Source organism: Albidovulum salinarum (assembly GCF_025673475.1).
GTDB classification, from domain to species: Bacteria; Pseudomonadota; Alphaproteobacteria; order Rhodobacterales; family Rhodobacteraceae; genus Albidovulum; species Albidovulum salinarum.
Window position 1 is genome coordinate 360,821 of the sequence record NZ_JAOVQO010000001.1, and the last position, 18,855, is coordinate 379,675.

Genomic DNA, 18,855 nt, shown 5'->3' on the forward strand with positions numbered 1-18,855 from the left:
CCGACGGATCAGAGGAGGGTCTCGGCGATGCCGCGAATGCGCGGGGCCCAGGCGAGACGCGTCAACCAGTCCGATGGCAGCGAGGTGGTACCGGCCAATGCCCCGGCCAGCTGCCCGGTGATCGCCGCCGTGGTGTCGGCATCCTCGCCGAGATTGGCGGCCCTGAGGACAGCGCCCCGGAACCCGGGCGAGGCTCCGAGACTCCAAAGGGCGGCGTCGAGCGAATGCAGCACGTAGCCGGTGGCCCGGACATCGCGGCGCGCCTTGCCGCGCCAGCCGCCTGCGAGGCACGCACCGACCTTGCCCGTGAACCCCGCCCGCGGAGCAAGTACGGCCGAACGTTGCGCCCCTTCGATCGCATCGGCGAGAAGCTCGGCATAGGCCACGCAGGCGTCGACCGCCTCGGAGGCGGCATGGGTGGCCCGGCTCTGGCGGGCGGCGACATCACGGAGCTTGGCGCGATCCTTGTAGTGGCGGATCGCGACGGGGGCGAGGCGCATCAGGCTGCCATTGCCAGCGGTCATGGGATCGGTGGAGCCTGCATAGGGATCGCCGCTTTTCTCCCAGCGTCCGATTGCCTGGCGCGTCGTGATCCCGATGTCGAAACAGCGCCCGGTGCAGGAATAGACCCCCTTCCGCCACCAGTCGGAGAAACGCGTCATCAGGTCCTTTGGGTCAAGTTCGGGGTTCGCGGCGAGGCTGTCGGCCAATGCGAGCGCCATCGCCGTATCGTCGGTCCATTCGCCCGGCTTAAGGCCGAACGGACCGCCACCGATCATGTCCGTGAGGTAAGGGTAGCTGTCCCGGGATCTGAACTCGAGGGTCGTGCCGACGGCATCGCCCATGGCCAGTCCGAGCAGGCTGCCCACCGCACGATCCCGGATCGCTTCGAAGGACGTGGCAGGTTGAACTTCCGGAACCGGCGGGGTGGTCAACACATGCTCCAGCTGGGCGGCGGTCTCGATCGCCCCGGGCCGGGCGGCGCGCACCTCCGCCACGGCCTGATCGGGAGATACGCCAAGTTCTGCCATGAGGCGAGCACCGATCATTCCTGCCCGACCGAGCCCGCCCTTGCAGTGGACGACGATATCGAAACCCGCGCGCAGGCGGCCGCGAATGTCTTCTCCAGCACTGCGCCAAGCAGCTTCAAACTTCGCCGATGGCGTGGAGAAGTCCGGAATAGGCAGGTGCAGCCAGTCCATGTGCCGTGCGGCAACTTCCGCGCCGAGGTTGGGCACACCTAGCTCAGTCAACTCGCTCGACTCGACGAGAGAGACCACTGCGACGGCGCCCCAGGCGGCTAATGCATCAAGGTCCAGGTCGAGCTGTCGGTCCCAAGCGCCGGTTGCGGCATGCGGCTGCCTCTTGCCAGGGCAGAACGTGATGCCGACTCGGCCCATCCCGGCTTTGGGCGATACGGTGGCGATCTGCAGGGGATGAGTGGCACTGGTGCGCATTCGGGAAACCTCACGAAAAAGGAAGGGACGCCACGAATGCTTGCCGGCAACGTGAAGTCAAGTCGGGCTTGCCCGATTGCGTCGGGATTGGCCAACGAACGGCGGCGGTTGGGCTGACGGCGGGGGCGCGCACCGTTGGGCATCAACCGGACTTGTCGGCTCCAACGGTACTTGCGCCTCGATCCTGGGCGGGTCCAGCGCAAATACCCGTTGGTCGCTCAGACCGGGCCGAGAACAGGTTCTGGATCAGGTTGCACGGAGCAACCCTTCCAATGTGATCGAGGGGCGACCCTCGGCGTCACATAGCTGAACAGAGACACTGTCGCTTCGTCCATGCCCGGGGAGCAAGATCGGGTGGCGATTGCCAGGCTCATGACCTGAAGGTCGTAGGTTCAAATCCTACCCCCGCAACCAAAAATAGCAAGTAATACCAAAGCGTTACGCCCCGCATCACGCGGGGCATTTCGCTTATGGGCAATCCACATCAACGCCACATCAACACCAAGGCAGATAAACCGCAACCGCACGCGTTGGCGTGCAGTCGCGCGCAGAGGTATGACGATTTTCCAAACCATGTAACCAACCATCGCTGAAAACAACTGACGCAAGGTTAATTCATCGGTCCTTGGGCATCACCATTGGAGAGAACGCCAGTCTTCGCGCCTCTTCCCTTCCAAGACATCCGCGACTCGGCTTGTTCGCGGGAAAAGAGATTAATAGACAGGGGATTAAGAGTAGCGATTGCCAGCCGGGAAAAGCACGTTGGATTGTCTACATCCATTCTGCCCGATGGGTGCGGGAGCTAGGAACTGGGACGAGGTCGCCGATCGGGTTGTTCCGGCGCGAGCACCTAGGCGCGCGAATACCGTCGCCGCCCTAGCCGCTGCGCTCAACCGGGATTTTGGCCTTGCACCGGGAGCGCGCGCCATCGCTCTCCCTGCTCCAACGCCTGTGCAAGCGCATCTGAAAACCCTCCTGGGCCTCTGCCCGTGTCTCGTAACGCAAATGGACGCATCAGTAAGTGCGAGCGCCGTGGTCCAGCGTCCGACCGATCGCCGTGTCTGCTCGCTCGGGCATTACTGACCGCACCAAGCCACGAGCCGCGATCGCCCTTAGCTTGGCAAGCAGCTCATCTGCCACGCTCGTTGCGTCACGGGACAGGGCCTCAACGAGTTCTAGGAGGGGACCATCGATCTGTTCGTTGACCACGCGCGAGACGTCGGTCTGCGTCAGGTTGAGCACGGCGAGGCCACGAAGCCGGCCAGCTACATGAGCCTGATGCCCGGGGCGACGACATGAGCGACACGCCCCAGTTGCTGCTCCAGCATCATCTCAAGAAGCTCAAGCTGCCGACCTTTCAGAACGAGCATGCCAAGCTGGCCCGACAATGCGCATCCGAAGGCAAGGATCATGTGCAGTACCTGCTCAGGCTCTGCGAGCTCGAGCTGATCGAGCGCGAGCGCCGGATGATCGAGCGCCGCATCAAGGCGGCGAAGTTCCCCGCCACGAAGAGCCTCGACAGCTTCGACTTCAAGGCAATCCCCACGCTCAACAAGGCGCTGGCGATGGAACTCGCGCGCTGCGAGTTCGTCGATCGTCGCGAGAACGTTATCGCCTTGGGACCGAGCGGCACCGGCAAGACGCATGTTGCCCTCGGGCTCGGCCTCGCCGCCTGTCAGAAGGGCCTGAAGGTCCGCTTCACCATGGCCTCAAGCCTGGTCCACGAACTCATCGAGGCCGCCGACGACCGCCGGCTGCAGCGCCTGCAGAAGGGCCTCGCCGGTCAGGATCTGCTGATCATCGACGAACTCGGCTTCGTTCCCCTCTCCAAGACCGGCGCCGAGCTCCTGTTCGAGATCATCTCGCAGCGCTACGAACGCGGCTCGATCATCATCACATCGAACCTGCCGTTCGACGAATGGACCGAGGTCTTCGGATCCGAGCGCCTCACGGGCGCCATCCTCGACCGCCTGACCCACCATGTCCACATTCTCGAGATGAACGGCGACAGCTTCAGGCTGCGCCAGAGCCGCAAGGCCCAAACCTGATCTCACAACGATCGATGCTGCCCGGACTGGCCTTCGGCCAGTGCGCCTTGCCGCGCGTCAGCTTTGTGGGGAGCACACGCGTCAAGACGCGCAATAGTCCCAACCGTTGGGGACTATTCCGCCGCTACGCCGACCAATTTTGCGCCGGGATTGACACCATAGAGATTCACCTACCCCCGCCTTGCGAAGTCACGCCGCTGTTGATTGCTTTGGCTATGTCTGCAAACCGCGTCGGTCCGCTGAGCGGACCAAGCAGACGGTCATGCAATCTCCCTCGCTTTGAGAAGACAGCGTGCGCATCAGAGAAGTACAAACAGCGAGATTGCACCCACGACAATGAGGCTCAGGGCCCATACCAGATCAAGGTTGAACCAACCCTTGGAAAGGAATCTCAACCCGAGCCAGTGGTAAACGCCAATCGCGAGCAACCCGCCCGAAAATGCCATGGCAAACGTATGGACCATGGCAACCGCTGCCGCGACCCCGGCATTGCCCGCCATCAGGTCTGCCGCTGCCTGATGGCCGACATCCGTATCTGTGGCGCGGCAGATGCCGAGATAGATCGGCACCAGCATCAGGCCGGCTCCGTGGGCCATAGCCGCGAGGAAGGACCATAGCGCAAGCCGCGTCGGCGGCACGCGGGCGAGAAAGCGTGGATGGCGGCGATTGAAGACCAGGTAAACACCGAGCCCAATCACCAAGCAGGCCGCGCCGACCTGTATCTCGCGCTGCCATTTCGCGAGGAACAGCAGCGCAGTGAACGGGAACAGGATCGCCACCATTGCGAGCAGATGCCCCGCGGCCAGCGCCAGCAACGCGCTGTAGAGACTGTAGCGCTTCCGTTCCAGCAGCGCCGCCGAAACCGCCAGCGGCCAGCCCATGCCCGGATTGACCCCGTGATAGACGCCTGAAGCGACAACGGCCCACCACAGGGCCGTTGCCGTATCAATTCCGCCCACGCGTCAGACGGAGGGGTAGCAGAAACTGTCCGTCGAACAGTCGCCGCCCTCGAGCCGGATCTGGTGGCTGCGGTAGCCTTTCGGGAACTCGACATAGAAGTTCTTGTCGAGCGTCAGCCCGCCCTTGGCGCCGACATTCGCCATGACCATCGCCGCGCCCCGGTCGCCGGGGTAGAACTGGTCGTCCCAGGTCGAATAGAGCGAATTGGTCCAGTAGACCCGTTTGCCGTCGCGGCTGATCTCCACCATCTGGGGCCCGTAGCCGAAATCCTTGCCGTTCGGATGCTTCGCCTTCTTGACGATTCCGCCGATCTCCACCTTGCCGGCAAGCTTCGGCTTCATCGGGTCCGAGACGTCGTACTGGTGCATCTCGCCCGTTCCCCAGCAGGACACATAGAGAAACCTGTCGTCGAGGCTGAGGTCGATGTCGGTCACGAGCGGCGGCACTGCTTCGAAGCCTTTCAGCATGTCGGGCAGGTCGTCGGCCTTCGCCGGCTGCGGCGGGATCGTCACGGTCTTCTTCGCGTGCCACTTGCCGCCTTCGCGCCACCAGGTCCAGATCGAGCCTTCGAGGTTCGTGGTGTCCACCACGACGCCGCAGAAACCGTATTCCTTGACCGGGTCGTGGGCGGGGCGCACTTCCAGCGCCATCTGGTGGTTCTCGCCGAGGTCGATGGTCTGAACATTCTTGCGCTCGCGAAGGTTCCAGAAATGCAGCCGGTGGCCGTATTTGTTGGACAGGAGATCCTCGGGCACGAGACCGTTCTCGAATTGTGGCGGCAGGCCCCATTCGGAGCTGACCATGTAGTCGCGCGGTAGATTCCACCAGAAATCGTATTGCTTGTCCTGCGGACCCCGGTCGATCTCGTAGCGGCCGATCACATCGAAGCTCTCGCAATCCATGATGAAGATGCCCGGAGGGCCCTCGGTGCCGTCCTTGCCGCCGCCGCCGAGGGTCGAGACATAGATACCCTCGGGCCCGCAATGAATCGTGTGCGGGCGCGAATAGCCGGTCTTGGCAAAGACCTCCTCGGGCTCGATGATCTTGTGGATCTTGGCCTTGAGCGGTTCCTTCACGTCGACGACGTAGATGCGCGAGGAGCGGATGCCGGGAATGATCAGGTAGCGCCGTTCGAGGAAGGCATGGCCGGTCAGGGGCGAAAGCGCCGAGGAACAGGCATTCCAGCCGAAATGGTGAAACTCATCGCCCTTGTTGGGCATGATGACCTGATGCACGATCTGGCCAAAGGTGTCTGAGCTCGGGTCGACATCGACGATCGCCAAGCCATCGGGCTGAGAACCGTCCGGGCTCAGCATGAGCGTGAAGGCAAGCGTCTCAGCCGGTGCCTCCATGGCGAGTTTCGAAGTTGCGTGAAACGTGGGATCGGGTCGCAAGTTCATTGTCGGCTCCTCCCTGGGCTTGGGCGCGTTTCTGATTGTCGGGTATGTCGGGTAGTCGTGAGCGCCCACGCGGAAGCCTGCCACGAAATACGGTGCCGGGCAAACAACCCGATTGTCCGGTCTGGCAGAGGTACCCGAGTCTTCGCGCCAACAGCCGATTTGGGCTCGAAGTCCACACTCGCCGTTCTAGGACGAGGTTATTATTTTGGTGCTGCCCGCTCAGCCCGCCACCGCGCCCAGCGCAGCCGTTGAGCCTCGGCAATTCGGGCCACGCCTTTCAACGTTCTCGGCCCTGTGCTCTTGCCCCCGTGAAACCGGCACCGCTTCCGGCCGGGCTCAGACTTCGCCCGGCACGGCTTGCCTTTGCGCGTCTTGGCTCCGCAGATGACTCGGCGGTTGACCATCCGGCGCAGTCGTCGCCGCAGCGCCCCCGTGAAGTAGTGGTCTATGGCGGCAAGCTCCGCCTCGCGGTCTAAGACCCCATATCGCGCGCGTGCGTGCTGGTGCGGAGAAATTCGCCAGCCGAATGCCCGCGCGATTGCTTGGACAGCATGGGCGAGCGGGTCAATCTCCGCTTGCCCTTCCCAATACTGCACCGAGCGATGATGCAGCCCGGCGCGGCGAGCCAGGTCGCGCTGGCTCCACCCACGTTCGAGCCGTTCCCGTTTCAAGTCATCGCCTGTCATGCGTGCCTCGCCTTTGCATCGAACCTCGCCCGCTCTGCCTATGGCTAGATGTAGATATGTCCCAATTATCCGGACAGGCTCGCCGCCGAATTGGCCGAAAGCGTGCGGAAATCTCGGACGGTTGAAGCGCCGTGATCCTCCCCCAATGAAGTGGTCCGCCGTTATGTTTAGGAAAACGGAGGATCAGAATGGCTACGAAGCGGCACAAGCCGGAAGAGATTGTCACGAAGCTGCGGCAGGTTGAGGTGCTTGTCGGACAGGGGATGGCGCGTGTGGACGCGATCCGCGAGGTACGCATTACCGAGCAGACCTACTATCGCTGGCGCAAGCAGTATGGCGGTATGGGAACCGACCAACTGAAGGAACTCAAACGGCTGCAGAAAGAGAACGAACGGCTCAGGAAGGCAGTGTCGGATCTGACGCTCGACAAGCTGATCCTGACCGAGGCCGCAAGGGGAAACTTCTGAGCCCCGCCCGCCGTCGTGCCTGCATCGAGCTTGTCCGCGAAGATCTGGGCGTCTCGGAACGTCGGGCGTGTCGGGTTCTTCGCCAGCATCGCTCGACACAGCGCAAGCTGCCGCGCGGCCGTGCCGACGAGGAATGGCTGGTCGTCGACATGATCGAGCTGGCCCGCCAGTACGGCCGCTACGGCTACCGCCGGATCGCAGCCCTGCTGAGAGACGCAGGTTGGCAGGTGAACGACAAGCGCGTCGAACGTCTATGGCGGCGGGAGGGGCTGAAGGTGCCAATGAAACAACCGAGAAAGGGAAGGCTCTGGCTGAACGACGGGTCTTGCGTCCGGTTGCGACCTGAGTATCGGAACCACGTCTGGAGCTACGACTTCGTGCATTGCCGGACCGACGACGGCAAGGCATTCCGGACGTTGAACATCCTCGACGAGTTCAGCCGGGAATGCCTGGCGATCAAGGTCGACCGCAGGCTCAACGCCACCAGCGTGATCGATGCACTCAGCGATCTGTTCATTCTCCGCGGGGCGCCCGCCTACATCCGGTCCGACAACGGTCCTGAGTTCGTAGCCCAGGCGGTCCGGGACTGGATTGCCGCCGTCGGCGCCCGGCCGGCCTACATCGAACCAGGATCACCTTGGGAGAACGGATACTGCGAAAGCTTCAACGCCAGGTTCCGCGACGAGCTGCTCAACGGGGAGATCTTCTACAGCCTGCGAGAAGCGCAGATTCTGATCGAACAATGGAGGAGGCACTACAACACGAAGCGACCACACAGTGCTCTGGGCTACCGTCCGCCGGCTCCTGAAACCATCGTCCCGATAGACCAAAGGCCGATCATGCACTAACACTCAAAACGGACCACTCAGGTGGGGCGGGGCAGGGGTGGCCCCAACCTCCGACACGCCCCGAGTTGAACGCAGCCGCAGGCGCGACCGCGCAGCCGGCGAAAACTCGAGCCGGCCTGGTGGGCTCCGAGCGGGTTCGCCGCCATCCCCACCGCCGCGCTCGATCCGGCCCACAGTCCGGCGTCTCCCGCGGCCCCCGCGCTTGTTGGGTCCGGGTCTCCAAGACCGGCGCCGAGCTCCTTTTCGAGATCATCTCGCAGCGCTACGAACGCGGCTCGATCATCATCACATCGAACCTGCCGTTCGACGAATGGACCGAGGTCTTCGGATCCGAGCGGCTCACCGGCGCGCTACTCGACCGGCTGACCCACCATGTCCACATCCTCGAGATGAACGGCGACTGTGGTGTCAGACCAATTCGAACCCGTCTCCACAAGGGCAGGATCGCTGTCCCTTATGACGCGCCGAGGCCGCGCCACTCGGCGAGAGCGGCGGCGCGGTTGAGCTTGAAGTTTTGCCGCGAATAGAGGTGGCGTTCCTGACTGAAATGATTGACGACCGAGGCGTGGACGGCGGCGAACATCTGCAGACTTCGCATCCTCCGAAACCGCTGCATCGCCCTTTCTCGTCGTCGGAATGGCAGGTGCGAATTCTCCGCCCGATTGTTGAGCCAGCGACCAGTTGCCTGGCGGTCGGCCGCACCGACCTCCTTCAATGCGGCGCTATAGGAGCGCAGCTTGTCGGTGACGAAAATGTGCGGGCGACCGTAGCGCTTCATTGATTTCTTGAGGAATTTCAATGCCGCCTTCTTGTCCCGCGTCTTAGTCACGAAGCTCTCGAGAACCTCGCCCTCATGATCGACGGCCCGCCAGAGGTAGTGCCGCTCGCCGTTGATCTTCACAAACATCTCGTCGAGATGCCATTGCCACTGCGGCCCAGAACGCAAGCACTCGGCACGTTTCTTGCGGATCTCGGCGGCGAACATCGGTCCGAAACGCTGCCACCAGAACCGGACCGATTCATGGCTGACGTCGATGCCACGCTCGTGCAGCAGGTCCTCGACGTTACGGAGCGAGAGCGGGAAGCGCACGTACATCATCACCGCCAGGCGGATGATCTCGCGGCTCGTCTTGAAGTATTTGAACGGGTCAGGTTTCGACATCAAGCGACGCTAGTCGGCGCCCTGCCTCGCCGCAAGCCAGGTTCCTCTGACACCGCCGACGATTTTGCTGGTGAACGGCCGGAGCCCCCCAACCGCGCTGCCAAAGAACGCACGCTTCCGTTGCCAAGGCCCAATCTCATCGGCCTGAACAGCCCCTTCCCAAGCCGTTGAACGCCATGCTATGACACCGGCGCGAGTGCCCGGGCACGTCTTGGATGATATCTTCCACGACAAGTCACGAGTGGCTGCACGCACTTATCTTGCCAAGGCGGTTGCAGCTTCCGATCGCTTGGAGAGAAACATCGAGGTCGGGCCCGTGACAGGACAGAACAAGACGCGCGGACGAGATGCCGGCGTGGTCCAGCCGCGGTTCGATCTTACTCGGCGTGCGGTGATGGGATTTCTGCTGGCGGGAACGGCAGGCGCATGTTCGGCCCCGAGACATCTGATCGCTGTCGGGCCCGATATGCAGGGCGCAGGGCCGGACGCATCGCTCCGTACGCACAGGATCTTCATCGCAACGACACGCGCCCCGTCGTCGGAGGCGGGGGTCTTCTTCTCGGGGCAGCGCAGCGCGAAATTGAGCTTCGCGACTGTAGATGTGCAGATCCCGCCGAACCACGTGATCGGTCAAGTGGAACGGCCGCGCAGCCTGCCACCCGATCCCGACAAGCACTTCGTCATTTCGAATCCGCAAACTTTCGACGGAAAGGGTTTGCTCTCGGAGGCTGAGGTGGTCGTCAGGACAAGGCCGCGCGGCGAACGCAAGCTGTTGATCTGGGTGCATGGATTCAACTCGACCTTGACCGATGCTGCCCTGCTTCTCGCACAATTCGTCGAGGATACCGGATATGATGGTGTTCCACTGCTGTTTTCATGGGCCTCCGACGGTCGCCTCACCAGCTATGTCTACGACATCAACAGCGCCCTGATCGCCCGCGATGCGATTTCGGAGGTTGCCAGCACGCTGGGGCGGTCATCTTTCGACTCCATAGACATCGTGGCCCATTCCATGGGCAACTTTCTAGCCATGGAAGCGATCCGGGGTGGGAGCCAACAGAACGTCTACGATTCCACCGGCAAGCTCGCAAATGTCATTCTGGCGGCGCCCGACATCGACTACGAATTGTTTGCCGCACAGGTCAGTTCCATACCGCCAGAGAAGCGCCGGTTCTTTGTCCTCATTTCCGATGATGACCAGGCACTTCGCCTATCGGGATTTCTCGCCCGCCGCCCGAGGGTTGGCAATATCGACGCGGATCGATTGACCCGACTCGGTGTAAACGTCATCGACCTGAGCCAGGTGAGGGACACAAGTTCGATCCATCACACCAAATTCTCCGATGCGCCCGAAGTCGTACAACTGCTCGGCACGCGTATTTTGGTCGGGGACAGCTATGCCGCCAGCAACCCGACATTGCTGGGCGAAGCGATTGTCATCGGGGCCGGCGGCGCCCTTGAGATCATCGAGTGAGCGGACGTTCCAGAGAGCCCTTGCGGCGATCGGGAGTTTTGAATTCCATTGCAACTGGGGTGACGCCGTCCGTACAGGGCCATCCGCTAGACGATCCCTTGGTTGACCTGGATTGCCGGAAACGACGACGCTCACCCGGACCGAACTCGGATCGAGGTGAGGTTGAACGGGCGTCGCCCTCCCATTGAATGGAGGTATCCTCTTGGCTGACACGACCTTGGCATCCCTGACGGGCGAAACCCTCCTGAAAGTGGCATTGCCCATCGTCGCGTTCGCTCTTTGGGCCCTCTCTGTCCGTCTTCGCACGCTGCATGGAGTCTTGGTGAAGTACCCGTTTACGAGGGCGATCATCGAGGTTGCGTTGGTGCTGGCGGGTGCCTGGAGTCTTGGAACAGCAGCCGAGGCCCTGCGCGACGCCCTCGTGCCGGATCAAGCGCTGGCCCAGCCGGGTGTGCTGGTCAGGCTGGCCATGTATCTTGCCGTTTCCTTCAGCGTGGGGAGGCTCGTGGAGGCGGCGGCCGTCTCACGGGCGCACCGTGGGCACGGCGATGGCCTCTCGCGGCTTTCCCGTACCTTTCTGTATGGGGTCTGTCTCCTGGCAGGCCTGCTCGTCTTCTTCGCCGCAAACGATTTTCCACGGCTGACGGTGGTCACTGGCGGGTTTGCCGCGGTCCTCGCCTTCGCGCTGCGGCAAACGCTAACAGACGTCGTCGCAGGGGTAGCACTCGGCATCGAGCGCCCTTTCCGACGCCGCGATTGGGTGATGCTGGAGGACGGTAGCGTCGCTGAGGTTATCGACATGGATTGGCGGGCGACGCATCTTCGGGGCTGGGATCGAGCGATCTTCCTTGTTCCGAATGCGCAGCTGGCACGTCAAACCCTGCGGGTTCTTCCGAAGCCTGGTGAGCTTTACGCGGACACCTTTACAATCCTTGTTTCCGGTGACGAGGACCCGGAGCGCGTGAAGTCCCTTCTCGAGGAGGCGGCCCGGAAATGTGAGGCGCTCCTCTCACGTCCGGCCCCCGTGATCCGGCTGGCCGACGCTTCGTCACTCCCCTACCGCTATTCGCTTTGGGTGCACTTTGACGGCTACATGGCGAGCTTTGCCGGGCGCGAAGAGCTTTTTTCAAACATTCACAAGGCTTTAAGCGAGGCGGGCTTGCAGGTAACGGCCGAGGTTCAGGATATAAGGTTCGAGCGCAAGCGCTCTGAAAGTCGTCCTTGATGCCGTGGCGCCGTTCGCTGCTTCTGTGACCCCCCGGATATCCTCCACCTGATGCGAAAGTCCGGGTGGGCTAGAGGGCCGGAGGGCTAAGTGCCATGAAGGGTACGATCGGTGCATCACTGCGTTTGGGCTCGTCTTTTACGGTTCGTTGCCGGTACTGGACCCGGATCCGTTATCCACAACTTGGGCATCCTGATCCGATTCGGATTCGGCCCGAAATCCTGTCGGCGTCTTGCCGGTCCATCGCCTGAATGCCCTGTCGAGGGCGGCCGGGCCGGAGAGGCCTACCTGAAGGGCGATTTGCGAGATGGGTAGCGCTGTGTTCGACAGGAGGTCTTCGCTGACGCTCTGGCGCACGTCGTCCTTCATCTGGCTGAAGGAGGTGCCCGTTGCCTGTAAGAAGCGCTGTACACGACGTGGATGCAGGCCACAGATTGCGGCAAATACATCAAGATTCAGATCTTGGTGAGCGATGTTATCCGCAAGCACGCTGCGAAAATAGGAAAGGGTTGCTTCGCTGGCGCCGCTGGGCGCGAATTCCCCTCGTGGCGCTTCCACCAGGTCCCAGTCCAGCGCGAATGGCGCCCAAAGCCATTGCGGCGGAAACGAAATCCGCAAGCCGTTGATCCCGGATGTGATAAACGCCTGTTTCGGCAGAAACCCCGGCGGAAGACCTGCGGTGGTCGGCACAGTGACGACGATGTCATTGGGGTCAAAAGTGCCACCGATACCCTGTCTGATCACGGTCACGTAGAAGGCGACGCCGACTGCATCCAACTGTCTTGATGGCTTCGACACATTGATCGTGCGCTGAATCTCCAAGCTTGCAACGTCGTGCGAAACGAATACGGAATACCGTACATTATCAACTTGCTTCGAAACTTCCACCACCACCCGGGAGAGGAAATCTCCCAAGGTGAGCGCACGGCTCGCCGCCTCCCGGAGCCCGGGGGTCCCCTTCCTGGCGGTTTCGATCGCCACCGTTGCGCCGAAATACGGGTCGCCGAGGGTTTCGGCCATGTCCTCCATGGCAGCATAACAGGCGCTCGCCTCAACCAGCATCGAAGGATCGCTCAGCGCGACGAGCGGAATCCCGTTGCGGGCAAGCAACGCTTCGATATCGCCGCCGCGCAAGGCGAATGCCTTGGCGAGCGGGAACAAAACCAACATTGCTCGGGTAAATTTCGGGGCAGATCGCTTGCTCATCCGGACTCTTCCCTCATCTTTCAGGGGTTAACCCCGGGCGACCGGATTGTGCCACCGTTGGCATGAGATGCAAAGACCTGACCTCACGGGCATGGTAGCTCTCAGGCCAGGCACGAAGAGATTCTGGCGACGAGTACTCGGCGCTCGTGAGCTCTGCAAGCGCGGGAGCCTGAAAATGCTGCGAACAAGGACCTTGGGAGCCGCCACGATGGTGGCTCTGCTGTTGTCGACTTCGGCCGTGCTGGCGAATGACATCGTCATCACCGGCGGGCGGGTGATCGACCCCGAAACCGGTCTCGATGCCATTCGCAACGTCGCCATTGAGGGCGACAAGATCGTGGCGATCAGTGAATTTCCGCTGGAGGGTGATGTGGTGATCGACGCCACGGGCCACGTCGTGTCGCCGGGCTTCATCGACCTGCATTCCCATGGCCAGAACATCGGCGACTACCGGATGCAGGTGATCCAGGGCGTCACCACGGCGCTGGAGCTTGAATCCGGCATTGTGCCGGTCAGCGACTGGTATGAGGATCAGGCCACGAAGAAACTGCCGATGAACTATGGCGCGTCCGCAGGCTGGACCCACAGCCGGATTGCGACCTTCAGCGATACCGATCCATTGGCCACGGCGGCGTTTTTCACGGATGCCCAGGGCCGCACCGACTGGAAGCAGGACATCGCCAGCGCGGAACAATCCGAGCGCATCATGTCTCTGCTCGAACAGGGCCTCAAGGACGGTGCGCTCGGTATCGGCGTCAACGCCGGCTATGCGCCGGGTTTTGGACACAAAGAGTATTACGCGCTGGCCGAACTGGCCAAGAAATACAATGTCCCGACCTATACCCATGTGCGGTATGCCAGCAACACCGAGCCGCAAAGCTCGTTTGAGGCGATCCAGGAGCTGATCAGCCTCGCCGCCATCACAGGTGCGCACATGCATCTGTGCCACATCAATTCGACCTCGCTGTCGGACATCAAGGCCACGATGGCGCTGGTGGAAAAGGCGCAGGCCCAGGGCATCAACGTCACGACCGAGGCCTATCCCTACGGCGCAGCCAGCACCGTGGTCGGCGCGGCCATGTTCAGCGGCCCGGACTGGCGCGACCGGATGGACTCGACCGCCAACAACTTCCAGCTTGGCGCGGATCGGATGACCGAGGATGAACTTGCCGATTATCAGGCCAACAAGCCCGGCACCTTCATCGTCTGGCATTTCCTGGACGAGTCCGATCCCGCGGCCCTGTCGCTGCTGGACGTTTCGGTGACGAATCCCGCGACAGCGATCGCCTCGGATTCCGTGCTCTGGTCCTATTTCGATGAAAACGGCAACATTCTGCTATACGAAGGCGATGAATGGCCGTTGCCCGACAATGTGTTCAGCCATCCGCGGTCAACAGGCACGTATACCAAGATCCTGCGGTCCTATGTGCGCGAACGCGGGGTATTGTCGCTTTCCGAAGCGATCCGCAAGATGTCGCTTCTGCCTGCACAGACGCTGGAAGACAGCGTGCCGCAAATGCGCACCAAGGGTCGGCTTCAAGTGGGCATGGACGCTGATATCGTCGTCTTCGATCCCGCCACGGTGGCCGACCTGGCCACCTTCGAGAACGCCAATCAACCGACCGTGGGCGTGCAAACCGTGATCGTGAACGGCGGCTTCTCGGTGCGCGATGGCGAGCTGGTGCTGGACGCTCCCAATGGCAGGGCGATCCGTAATGCGGTGGTGAACTGAAACTCTTCCAAACTGATAGAAAACAACCTGTGGATGAGAAACACTCCATGAAAGCCAAAACAACCATTTTGACAACAACACTTATTGCCGGGCTGCTGACCGTTTCAGCGGCCTTCGCGCAAGACTATGATCTGGTGATCAACAACGGCCGGGTCATCGACCCGGAAACGCTGTTCGACGACATCGCCAATGTCGGCGTGAAGGACGGGCGCATCGTTGCGATCAGCAAGGACCCGCTGACGGGTGCCGAGACCATTGATGCGACCGGCCATATCGTGGCGCCGGGCTTCATCGACACGCATTTCCACTTTCAGATGCCGATCGGTTATTCCCTCGGGTTGCGCGACGGGTTGACCAGCAGCATGGATTTCGAGATGGGCTGTGCGGGATCCTATGTCGCCGCCTGGTATGAGGCGCGTGCGGGTGTGACCCAGGCCAACTATGGCTGCGCGGTCAGCCACGAATTCGCCCGGGCGATGGTGCTCGACGGGTCAGACGGCGCCGAGTACCTGATAAACGGCCCCGTAGCCGCTTACACAACTCGGGCGAAAGCAGGCTGGAGCGTGACGCGCCCGACCCTGGAACAGGGCAACGCGATTCTCGAAGAGATTGACAAGGGTCTGATGGCGGGCGCACCCGGCATTGGCAGCACCACGGGCTATATGAGAGCGGGCATCTCTTCCCGCGAGTTGTTCGAGGTGCAGAAGGTTGGCGCACGCTATGGCCGCCCGACTGGCTCACATACACGCTATACGCTTGGCAACGACACGACCGAGGTCAACGGCGCGCAGGAACTGATCGCAAACGCAATCGCGCTCGGCGCGCCTGCGATTGTCCTGCACTTCAACAACCCCGGCTGGCGCGTGACACACGAATTGATTTCAGGGTTGCAGGAAAGGGGCTTCAACATCTGGGGGGAAATCTATCCCTATGCTGCAGGCTCCACCACGATCAATGCGGAGTTTCTGGAGCCCCAAAGCTGGGTCGACGATCTGGGCAACCGCTATGAGGAAACCATTCTGGATCCGGTCACGAATGAGTACTATACCCTCGAGACCTACAAGGCGACCATCGCATCCGAACCGACCAGGCCGGTCGTCGTATTCAAGATGCCCGCCGAAGACCAGGCAAAATGGCTGACGCTGAAGGGCGTGACCATGGCCAGCGATGGGGTTGGTGCACAGCCGTACGACGCCCCGTGGGATTTCCCGATGGACCAGCTGGGCGGCACACACCCCCGAACCGCCGGATCCCGAGGAGCCACGATCCGACTCGGTCGGGAAAACAACATCCCGATGATGCAGCTGATGTCGATCCTGAGCTACAACGCCGCCAAGCATCTGGGCGATACCGGCCTGAAGGCGATGCAGGAACGCGGTCGCATCCAGACCGGGATGGTCGCCGATATCGTGGTCTTTGACCCCGAAACCTTCACGGACAATTCCACCTATGAGCAGGGTGCCATCCCTTCGACGGGCATGAAAGCCGTGATCGTCAACGGTCAGGTTACCGTGCGGGACGATGTGCTGCTTCCTGTCTTCGCCGGTCAGCCGATCCAGTTTGAACCCGAAGACAAGCCGCGCTTCGTGCCGGTCTCGCTGGAAGCGTGGAATGCCGAATTCTCGACCGGGATGCCCAGCGACTTCTCGGGGGCCTTCTCCGTGGATGGTGGCAACTGATCGTGATCACATACAAGCTAGGAGTCGCGACCATGCGGTTTTTGACTTCCGTCTTCGTGGCGGCCTTATTGGCCGCCACACAAGCATCGGCAGAACCGGAGGCGATCGAGTTTCAGGATCTTGCCGACCCATTCGCCGTTGCCTTTGAAGACCCCTATGCAGCCATGGGGGTCGAGATGCTGAACGAGTTGAAAGTGTTGGTCCAGTCGGACGAGAAGCTCGCCGGCACTGATCTTGACGAGGAGACACGCACGCGTCTGGAAGCCCGCCGCGCTGCTGCTCAGGAAAAGCTCGAGGCGAGCGGTCACGATATTGGTGCCTTGCTTGAGCAGCGCTGGGATGTCGCCAGGAAGCGGCAGATCGCCCGCATGGCCACGAACCCCATTTTCGACGGCGTCGAGGTCTCGATCTCGGGCTATATCATCCCTGCACCACCAGACGCGGATGGCAGAGGGTTCGGCTATCTGGTGCCGCAGGTCGGAATGTGCAGCCACCTTCCGCCGCCACCGCCAAACCAACTCGTCAGGGTCAGACTACGCGCGGATCAGCAGGTAGAATCCTTGTATCTGCCGGTTCGGGTGTCGGGGCTGCTGCGCGTCGAGCCAAGCGATGAGACCATATTCGTCCTCGATGGAATGTCGCGCATGCTGAGCGGCTGGACCCTCGACGCCGAAACCGTCGAGTTGCCAGAGGGTTGAGGTGGGAATGGTCGGACCTTTCCCCAGTATCGAGACAGCTTGTGGCGGCGCCGGGCTGCGCCGCCTCTGTGCCGGAAGGCCAATATCTGATGGTGCATTCAAGATGGTCGCTAGCCTCGTGCCAATGCAATGAATAGAAGTAAAATCCAAGCGGAGACACCAATGAAGAAGCAAAGACATCTCCTGGCCGGGACCCTCTTGATGAGTGTCATCTGTGCCGTTCCGGCTTTGGCTCAAGACTATGATCTGGTGATCAACAACGGCAGGGTCATGGACCCTGAAACCCTGTATGACGACATCGCCAATGTCGGTATCAAGGATGGCCGGATTGTCGCGATCACCAAGGACGCGCTGACCGGTGCCGAGACGGTGGATGCGACCGGCCATATCGTGGCGCCGGGTTTCATCGACACCCATTTTCATTGGCAGACGCCAATCGGCTACCGGGTCGGCTTGCGCGACGGGTTGACCAGCAGCATGGATTTCGAGGCAGGCTGTGCGGGATCCTATGTCGCCGCCTGGTACGAGGCGCGTGCCGGTGTGTCCCACGCCAATTATGGCTGCGCGGTCAGCCACGAACTGGCCCGCGCGGTGGTGCTCGACGGGGCAGAGGGCGATTTCCTGGTAAACGGTCCCATTGCCGCTTTGGAAACCCGCAAGAAATCGGGCTGGAGCGTGACGCGCCCGACCCTGGAACAGGGCAACGCGATTCTCGAAGAGATCGACAAGGGTCTGCAGGCGGGTGCACCCGGCATTGGCAGCACCGTGGGCTATATGCGGGAGGGCGTCTCTTCCCGCGAGATGTTCGAGGTGCAGAAGGTCGGTGCCCGTTATGGCCGCCCGACTGGCGCACATACACGCTACACGCTTGGCACCGACACGACCGAGAACAACGGTGCGCAGGAACTCGTCGCCAATGCCCTGGCGCTGGGTGCCCCGGCGATCGTTCTTCACTTCAACAACCCCGGCTGGCGGCTTGCCCAGCAAATGATTGTTGGGCTTCAGGAACAGGGCCACAACATCTGGGGTGAAATCTATCCCTACGCTGCGGGGTCCACCACGTTGAATGCGTCGTTCCTGCAGCCGGACAGCTGGGTCGAGCAGTTGGGCAACCGCTATGAGGATACAGTGCTGGATCCGGTCACGAACGAGTACTACACCCTGGAGACGTTCAAGACCGACATGGCCGCCAATCCGACCAAGCCGATCGTCGTGTTCAAGATGCCCGCCGAAGATGCGCCGAAATGGCTGACGCTGAAGGGCGTCACCGTGGCCAGCGACGCGCTTCCGCCCGAACCGTATTTCGGCCCGTGGGATATCCCGCTGGACCAGCTCGGCAACACCCACCCCCGCGCGGCGGGCACCCGGGGCATCACGATCCGTTTCGGTCGGGAACACAACATCCCGATGATGCAGCTGATCTCGATCCTCAGCTATAACGCGGCCAAGCATCTGGGGGATACGGGCCTGAAGGCGATGCAGGAACGCGGTCGCATCCAGACCGGCATGGTCGCCGATATCGTGGTCTTTGACCCCGAAACCTTCACAGACAATTCGACCTACGAGAAGGGTGCCGTCCCTTCGACGGGCATGAAGGCCGTGATCGTCAACGGTCAGGTCGCGTTGCGTGACGACAAGGTGCTTCCTGTTTTCGCCGGTCAGCCGATCCGGTTTGACCCCGAAGACACGCCGCGCTTCGTGCCGGTCTCGGTAGAAGCGTGGAATGCCGAATTCTCGACCGGGATGCCCAGTGACTTCACCGCCCTCCCCGCGGACGGTGGCAACTGATCGCGACACATCCAGGCGAGGAGAC

Annotated in this window: 15 protein-coding genes, 1 tRNA gene and 1 pseudogene; 11 read left to right on the top strand and 6 right to left on the bottom strand. The window is 61.8% G+C overall.

Going from position 1 to position 18,855, the window contains the following annotated elements; all coding sequences use genetic code 11:
- Positions 1-8: 8 nt before the first annotated feature.
- The gene (locus OEZ60_RS01760) at positions 9-1,457 is read right to left on the bottom strand and encodes an ADP-ribosylglycohydrolase family protein (RefSeq protein ID WP_263332601.1); all 1,449 of its coding nucleotides are present in this window, start codon (positions 1,455-1,457) and stop codon (positions 9-11) included.
- Between the two features lie 334 nt (positions 1,458-1,791).
- Between OEZ60_RS01760 and OEZ60_RS01765 the strand changes: the two genes are divergently transcribed.
- Together OEZ60_RS01765 and istB are read left to right on the top strand one after the other, a co-directional pair.
- A tRNA-Met gene (locus OEZ60_RS01765) sits at positions 1,792-1,871 on the top strand.
- Between the two features lie 881 nt (positions 1,872-2,752).
- Positions 2,753-3,505: an IS21-like element helper ATPase IstB gene (gene istB, locus OEZ60_RS01770; RefSeq protein ID WP_263332603.1), complete on the top strand. Its 753-nt coding sequence runs from the start codon at positions 2,753-2,755 to the stop codon at positions 3,503-3,505.
- 299 nt (positions 3,506-3,804) lie between these two features.
- On the opposite strand, the gene OEZ60_RS01775 is transcribed toward istB, so the two are convergent.
- The 3 genes from OEZ60_RS01775 to OEZ60_RS22260 all read right to left on the bottom strand — a co-directional run bounded on the left by OEZ60_RS01775 (position 3,805) and on the right by OEZ60_RS22260 (position 6,494).
- Positions 3,805-4,386: a hypothetical protein gene (locus tag OEZ60_RS01775; protein WP_263332605.1), complete on the bottom strand. Its 582-nt coding sequence runs from the start codon at positions 4,384-4,386 to the stop codon at positions 3,805-3,807.
- A gap of 81 nt (positions 4,387-4,467) precedes the next feature.
- Positions 4,468-5,865 (bottom strand): selenium-binding family protein, encoded by a 1,398-nt coding sequence (locus OEZ60_RS01780; RefSeq protein ID WP_263332607.1) that lies wholly within the window; start codon positions 5,863-5,865, stop codon positions 4,468-4,470.
- Positions 5,866-6,065: 200 nt separating this feature from the next.
- A complete protein-coding gene (locus tag OEZ60_RS22260; RefSeq protein ID WP_411709777.1) occupies positions 6,066-6,494 on the bottom strand; it encodes an HGGxSTG domain-containing protein in 429 nt (142 codons plus the stop codon).
- Here OEZ60_RS22260 and OEZ60_RS01785 point away from each other — a divergent pair.
- The 3 genes and pseudogenes from OEZ60_RS01785 to OEZ60_RS01795 form a co-directional block, all read left to right on the top strand.
- Positions 6,408-6,599, top strand: a complete 192-nt coding sequence (locus OEZ60_RS01785) for a hypothetical protein (protein WP_263332609.1) — start codon at positions 6,408-6,410, stop codon at positions 6,597-6,599. The two genes, OEZ60_RS22260 and OEZ60_RS01785, sit on opposite strands and share 87 nt — an antisense overlap.
- Before the next feature lie 140 nt (positions 6,600-6,739).
- Positions 6,740-7,866 (top strand): IS3 family transposase gene (locus OEZ60_RS01790; protein ID WP_263332610.1). Its coding sequence is split into 2 segments (ribosomal slippage): positions 6,740-7,004 and positions 7,004-7,866, totalling 1,128 coding nucleotides; the frame shifts between segments, so codons are not numbered across the junction.
- Between the two features lie 206 nt (positions 7,867-8,072).
- Positions 8,073-8,393, top strand: a pseudogene (locus OEZ60_RS01795) (ATP-binding protein); the annotation flags it as partial.
- Here OEZ60_RS01795 and OEZ60_RS01800 read toward each other — a convergent pair.
- Positions 8,321-9,028, bottom strand: a complete 708-nt coding sequence (locus OEZ60_RS01800; protein WP_263332612.1) for an IS6 family transposase — start codon at positions 9,026-9,028, stop codon at positions 8,321-8,323. The pseudogene OEZ60_RS01795 and the gene OEZ60_RS01800 sit on opposite strands and share 73 nt — an antisense overlap.
- A gap of 211 nt (positions 9,029-9,239) precedes the next feature.
- On the opposite strand from OEZ60_RS01800, the gene OEZ60_RS01805 reads away from it, so the two are divergent.
- Complete coding sequence (locus OEZ60_RS01805) at positions 9,240-10,502, top strand: alpha/beta hydrolase (RefSeq protein ID WP_263332614.1); 1,263 nt, start codon at positions 9,240-9,242, stop codon at positions 10,500-10,502.
- A 202-nt stretch (positions 10,503-10,704) separates the two neighbouring features.
- Positions 10,705-11,727: a mechanosensitive ion channel family protein gene (locus OEZ60_RS01810; RefSeq protein WP_263332616.1), complete on the top strand. Its 1,023-nt coding sequence runs from the start codon at positions 10,705-10,707 to the stop codon at positions 11,725-11,727.
- Between the two features lie 138 nt (positions 11,728-11,865).
- Here OEZ60_RS01810 and OEZ60_RS01815 read toward each other — a convergent pair whose 3' ends face one another.
- A complete protein-coding gene (locus OEZ60_RS01815; protein WP_263332618.1) occupies positions 11,866-12,933 on the bottom strand; it encodes an AraC family transcriptional regulator in 1,068 nt (355 codons plus the stop codon).
- 208 nt (positions 12,934-13,141) lie between these two features.
- Between OEZ60_RS01815 and OEZ60_RS01820 the strand changes: the two genes are divergently transcribed.
- The 4 genes from OEZ60_RS01820 to OEZ60_RS01835 all read left to right on the top strand — a co-directional run bounded on the left by OEZ60_RS01820 (position 13,142) and on the right by OEZ60_RS01835 (position 18,830).
- Positions 13,142-14,665 (top strand): amidohydrolase family protein, encoded by a 1,524-nt coding sequence (locus OEZ60_RS01820; RefSeq protein WP_263332620.1) that lies wholly within the window; start codon positions 13,142-13,144, stop codon positions 14,663-14,665.
- A gap of 47 nt (positions 14,666-14,712) precedes the next feature.
- The gene (locus OEZ60_RS01825) at positions 14,713-16,344 is read left to right on the top strand and encodes an amidohydrolase family protein (protein ID WP_263332622.1); all 1,632 of its coding nucleotides are present in this window, start codon (positions 14,713-14,715) and stop codon (positions 16,342-16,344) included.
- A 32-nt stretch (positions 16,345-16,376) separates the two neighbouring features.
- Entirely contained in the window at positions 16,377-17,042 is a 666-nt protein-coding gene (locus tag OEZ60_RS01830; RefSeq protein ID WP_263332623.1) for a DUF3299 domain-containing protein, read from the top strand.
- Between the two features lie 162 nt (positions 17,043-17,204).
- Positions 17,205-18,830 (top strand): amidohydrolase family protein, encoded by a 1,626-nt coding sequence (locus OEZ60_RS01835; RefSeq protein WP_263332625.1) that lies wholly within the window; start codon positions 17,205-17,207, stop codon positions 18,828-18,830.
- Positions 18,831-18,855: the final 25 nt, after the last annotated feature.

Bases quoted from the DNA above. Each gene is read 5' to 3' on its own strand.
- OEZ60_RS01760 (WP_263332601.1), bottom strand. From the start codon at position 1,457: ATGCGCACCAGTGCCACTCATCCCCTGCAGATCGCCACCGTATCGCCC.
- istB (WP_263332603.1), top strand. From the start codon at position 2,753: ATGAGCGACACGCCCCAGTTGCTGCTCCAGCATCATCTCAAGAAGCTC.
- OEZ60_RS01775 (WP_263332605.1), bottom strand. From the start codon at position 4,386: ATGGGCTGGCCGCTGGCGGTTTCGGCGGCGCTGCTGGAACGGAAGCGC.
- OEZ60_RS01780 (WP_263332607.1), bottom strand. From the start codon at position 5,865: ATGAACTTGCGACCCGATCCCACGTTTCACGCAACTTCGAAACTCGCC.
- OEZ60_RS01800 (WP_263332612.1), bottom strand. From the start codon at position 9,028: ATGTCGAAACCTGACCCGTTCAAATACTTCAAGACGAGCCGCGAGATC.
- OEZ60_RS01815 (WP_263332618.1), bottom strand. From the start codon at position 12,933: ATGAGCAAGCGATCTGCCCCGAAATTTACCCGAGCAATGTTGGTTTTG.
- OEZ60_RS01820 (WP_263332620.1), top strand. From the start codon at position 13,142: ATGGTGGCTCTGCTGTTGTCGACTTCGGCCGTGCTGGCGAATGACATC.
- OEZ60_RS01825 (WP_263332622.1), top strand. From the start codon at position 14,713: ATGAAAGCCAAAACAACCATTTTGACAACAACACTTATTGCCGGGCTG.
- OEZ60_RS01830 (WP_263332623.1), top strand. From the start codon at position 16,377: ATGCGGTTTTTGACTTCCGTCTTCGTGGCGGCCTTATTGGCCGCCACA.
- OEZ60_RS01835 (WP_263332625.1), top strand. From the start codon at position 17,205: ATGAAGAAGCAAAGACATCTCCTGGCCGGGACCCTCTTGATGAGTGTC.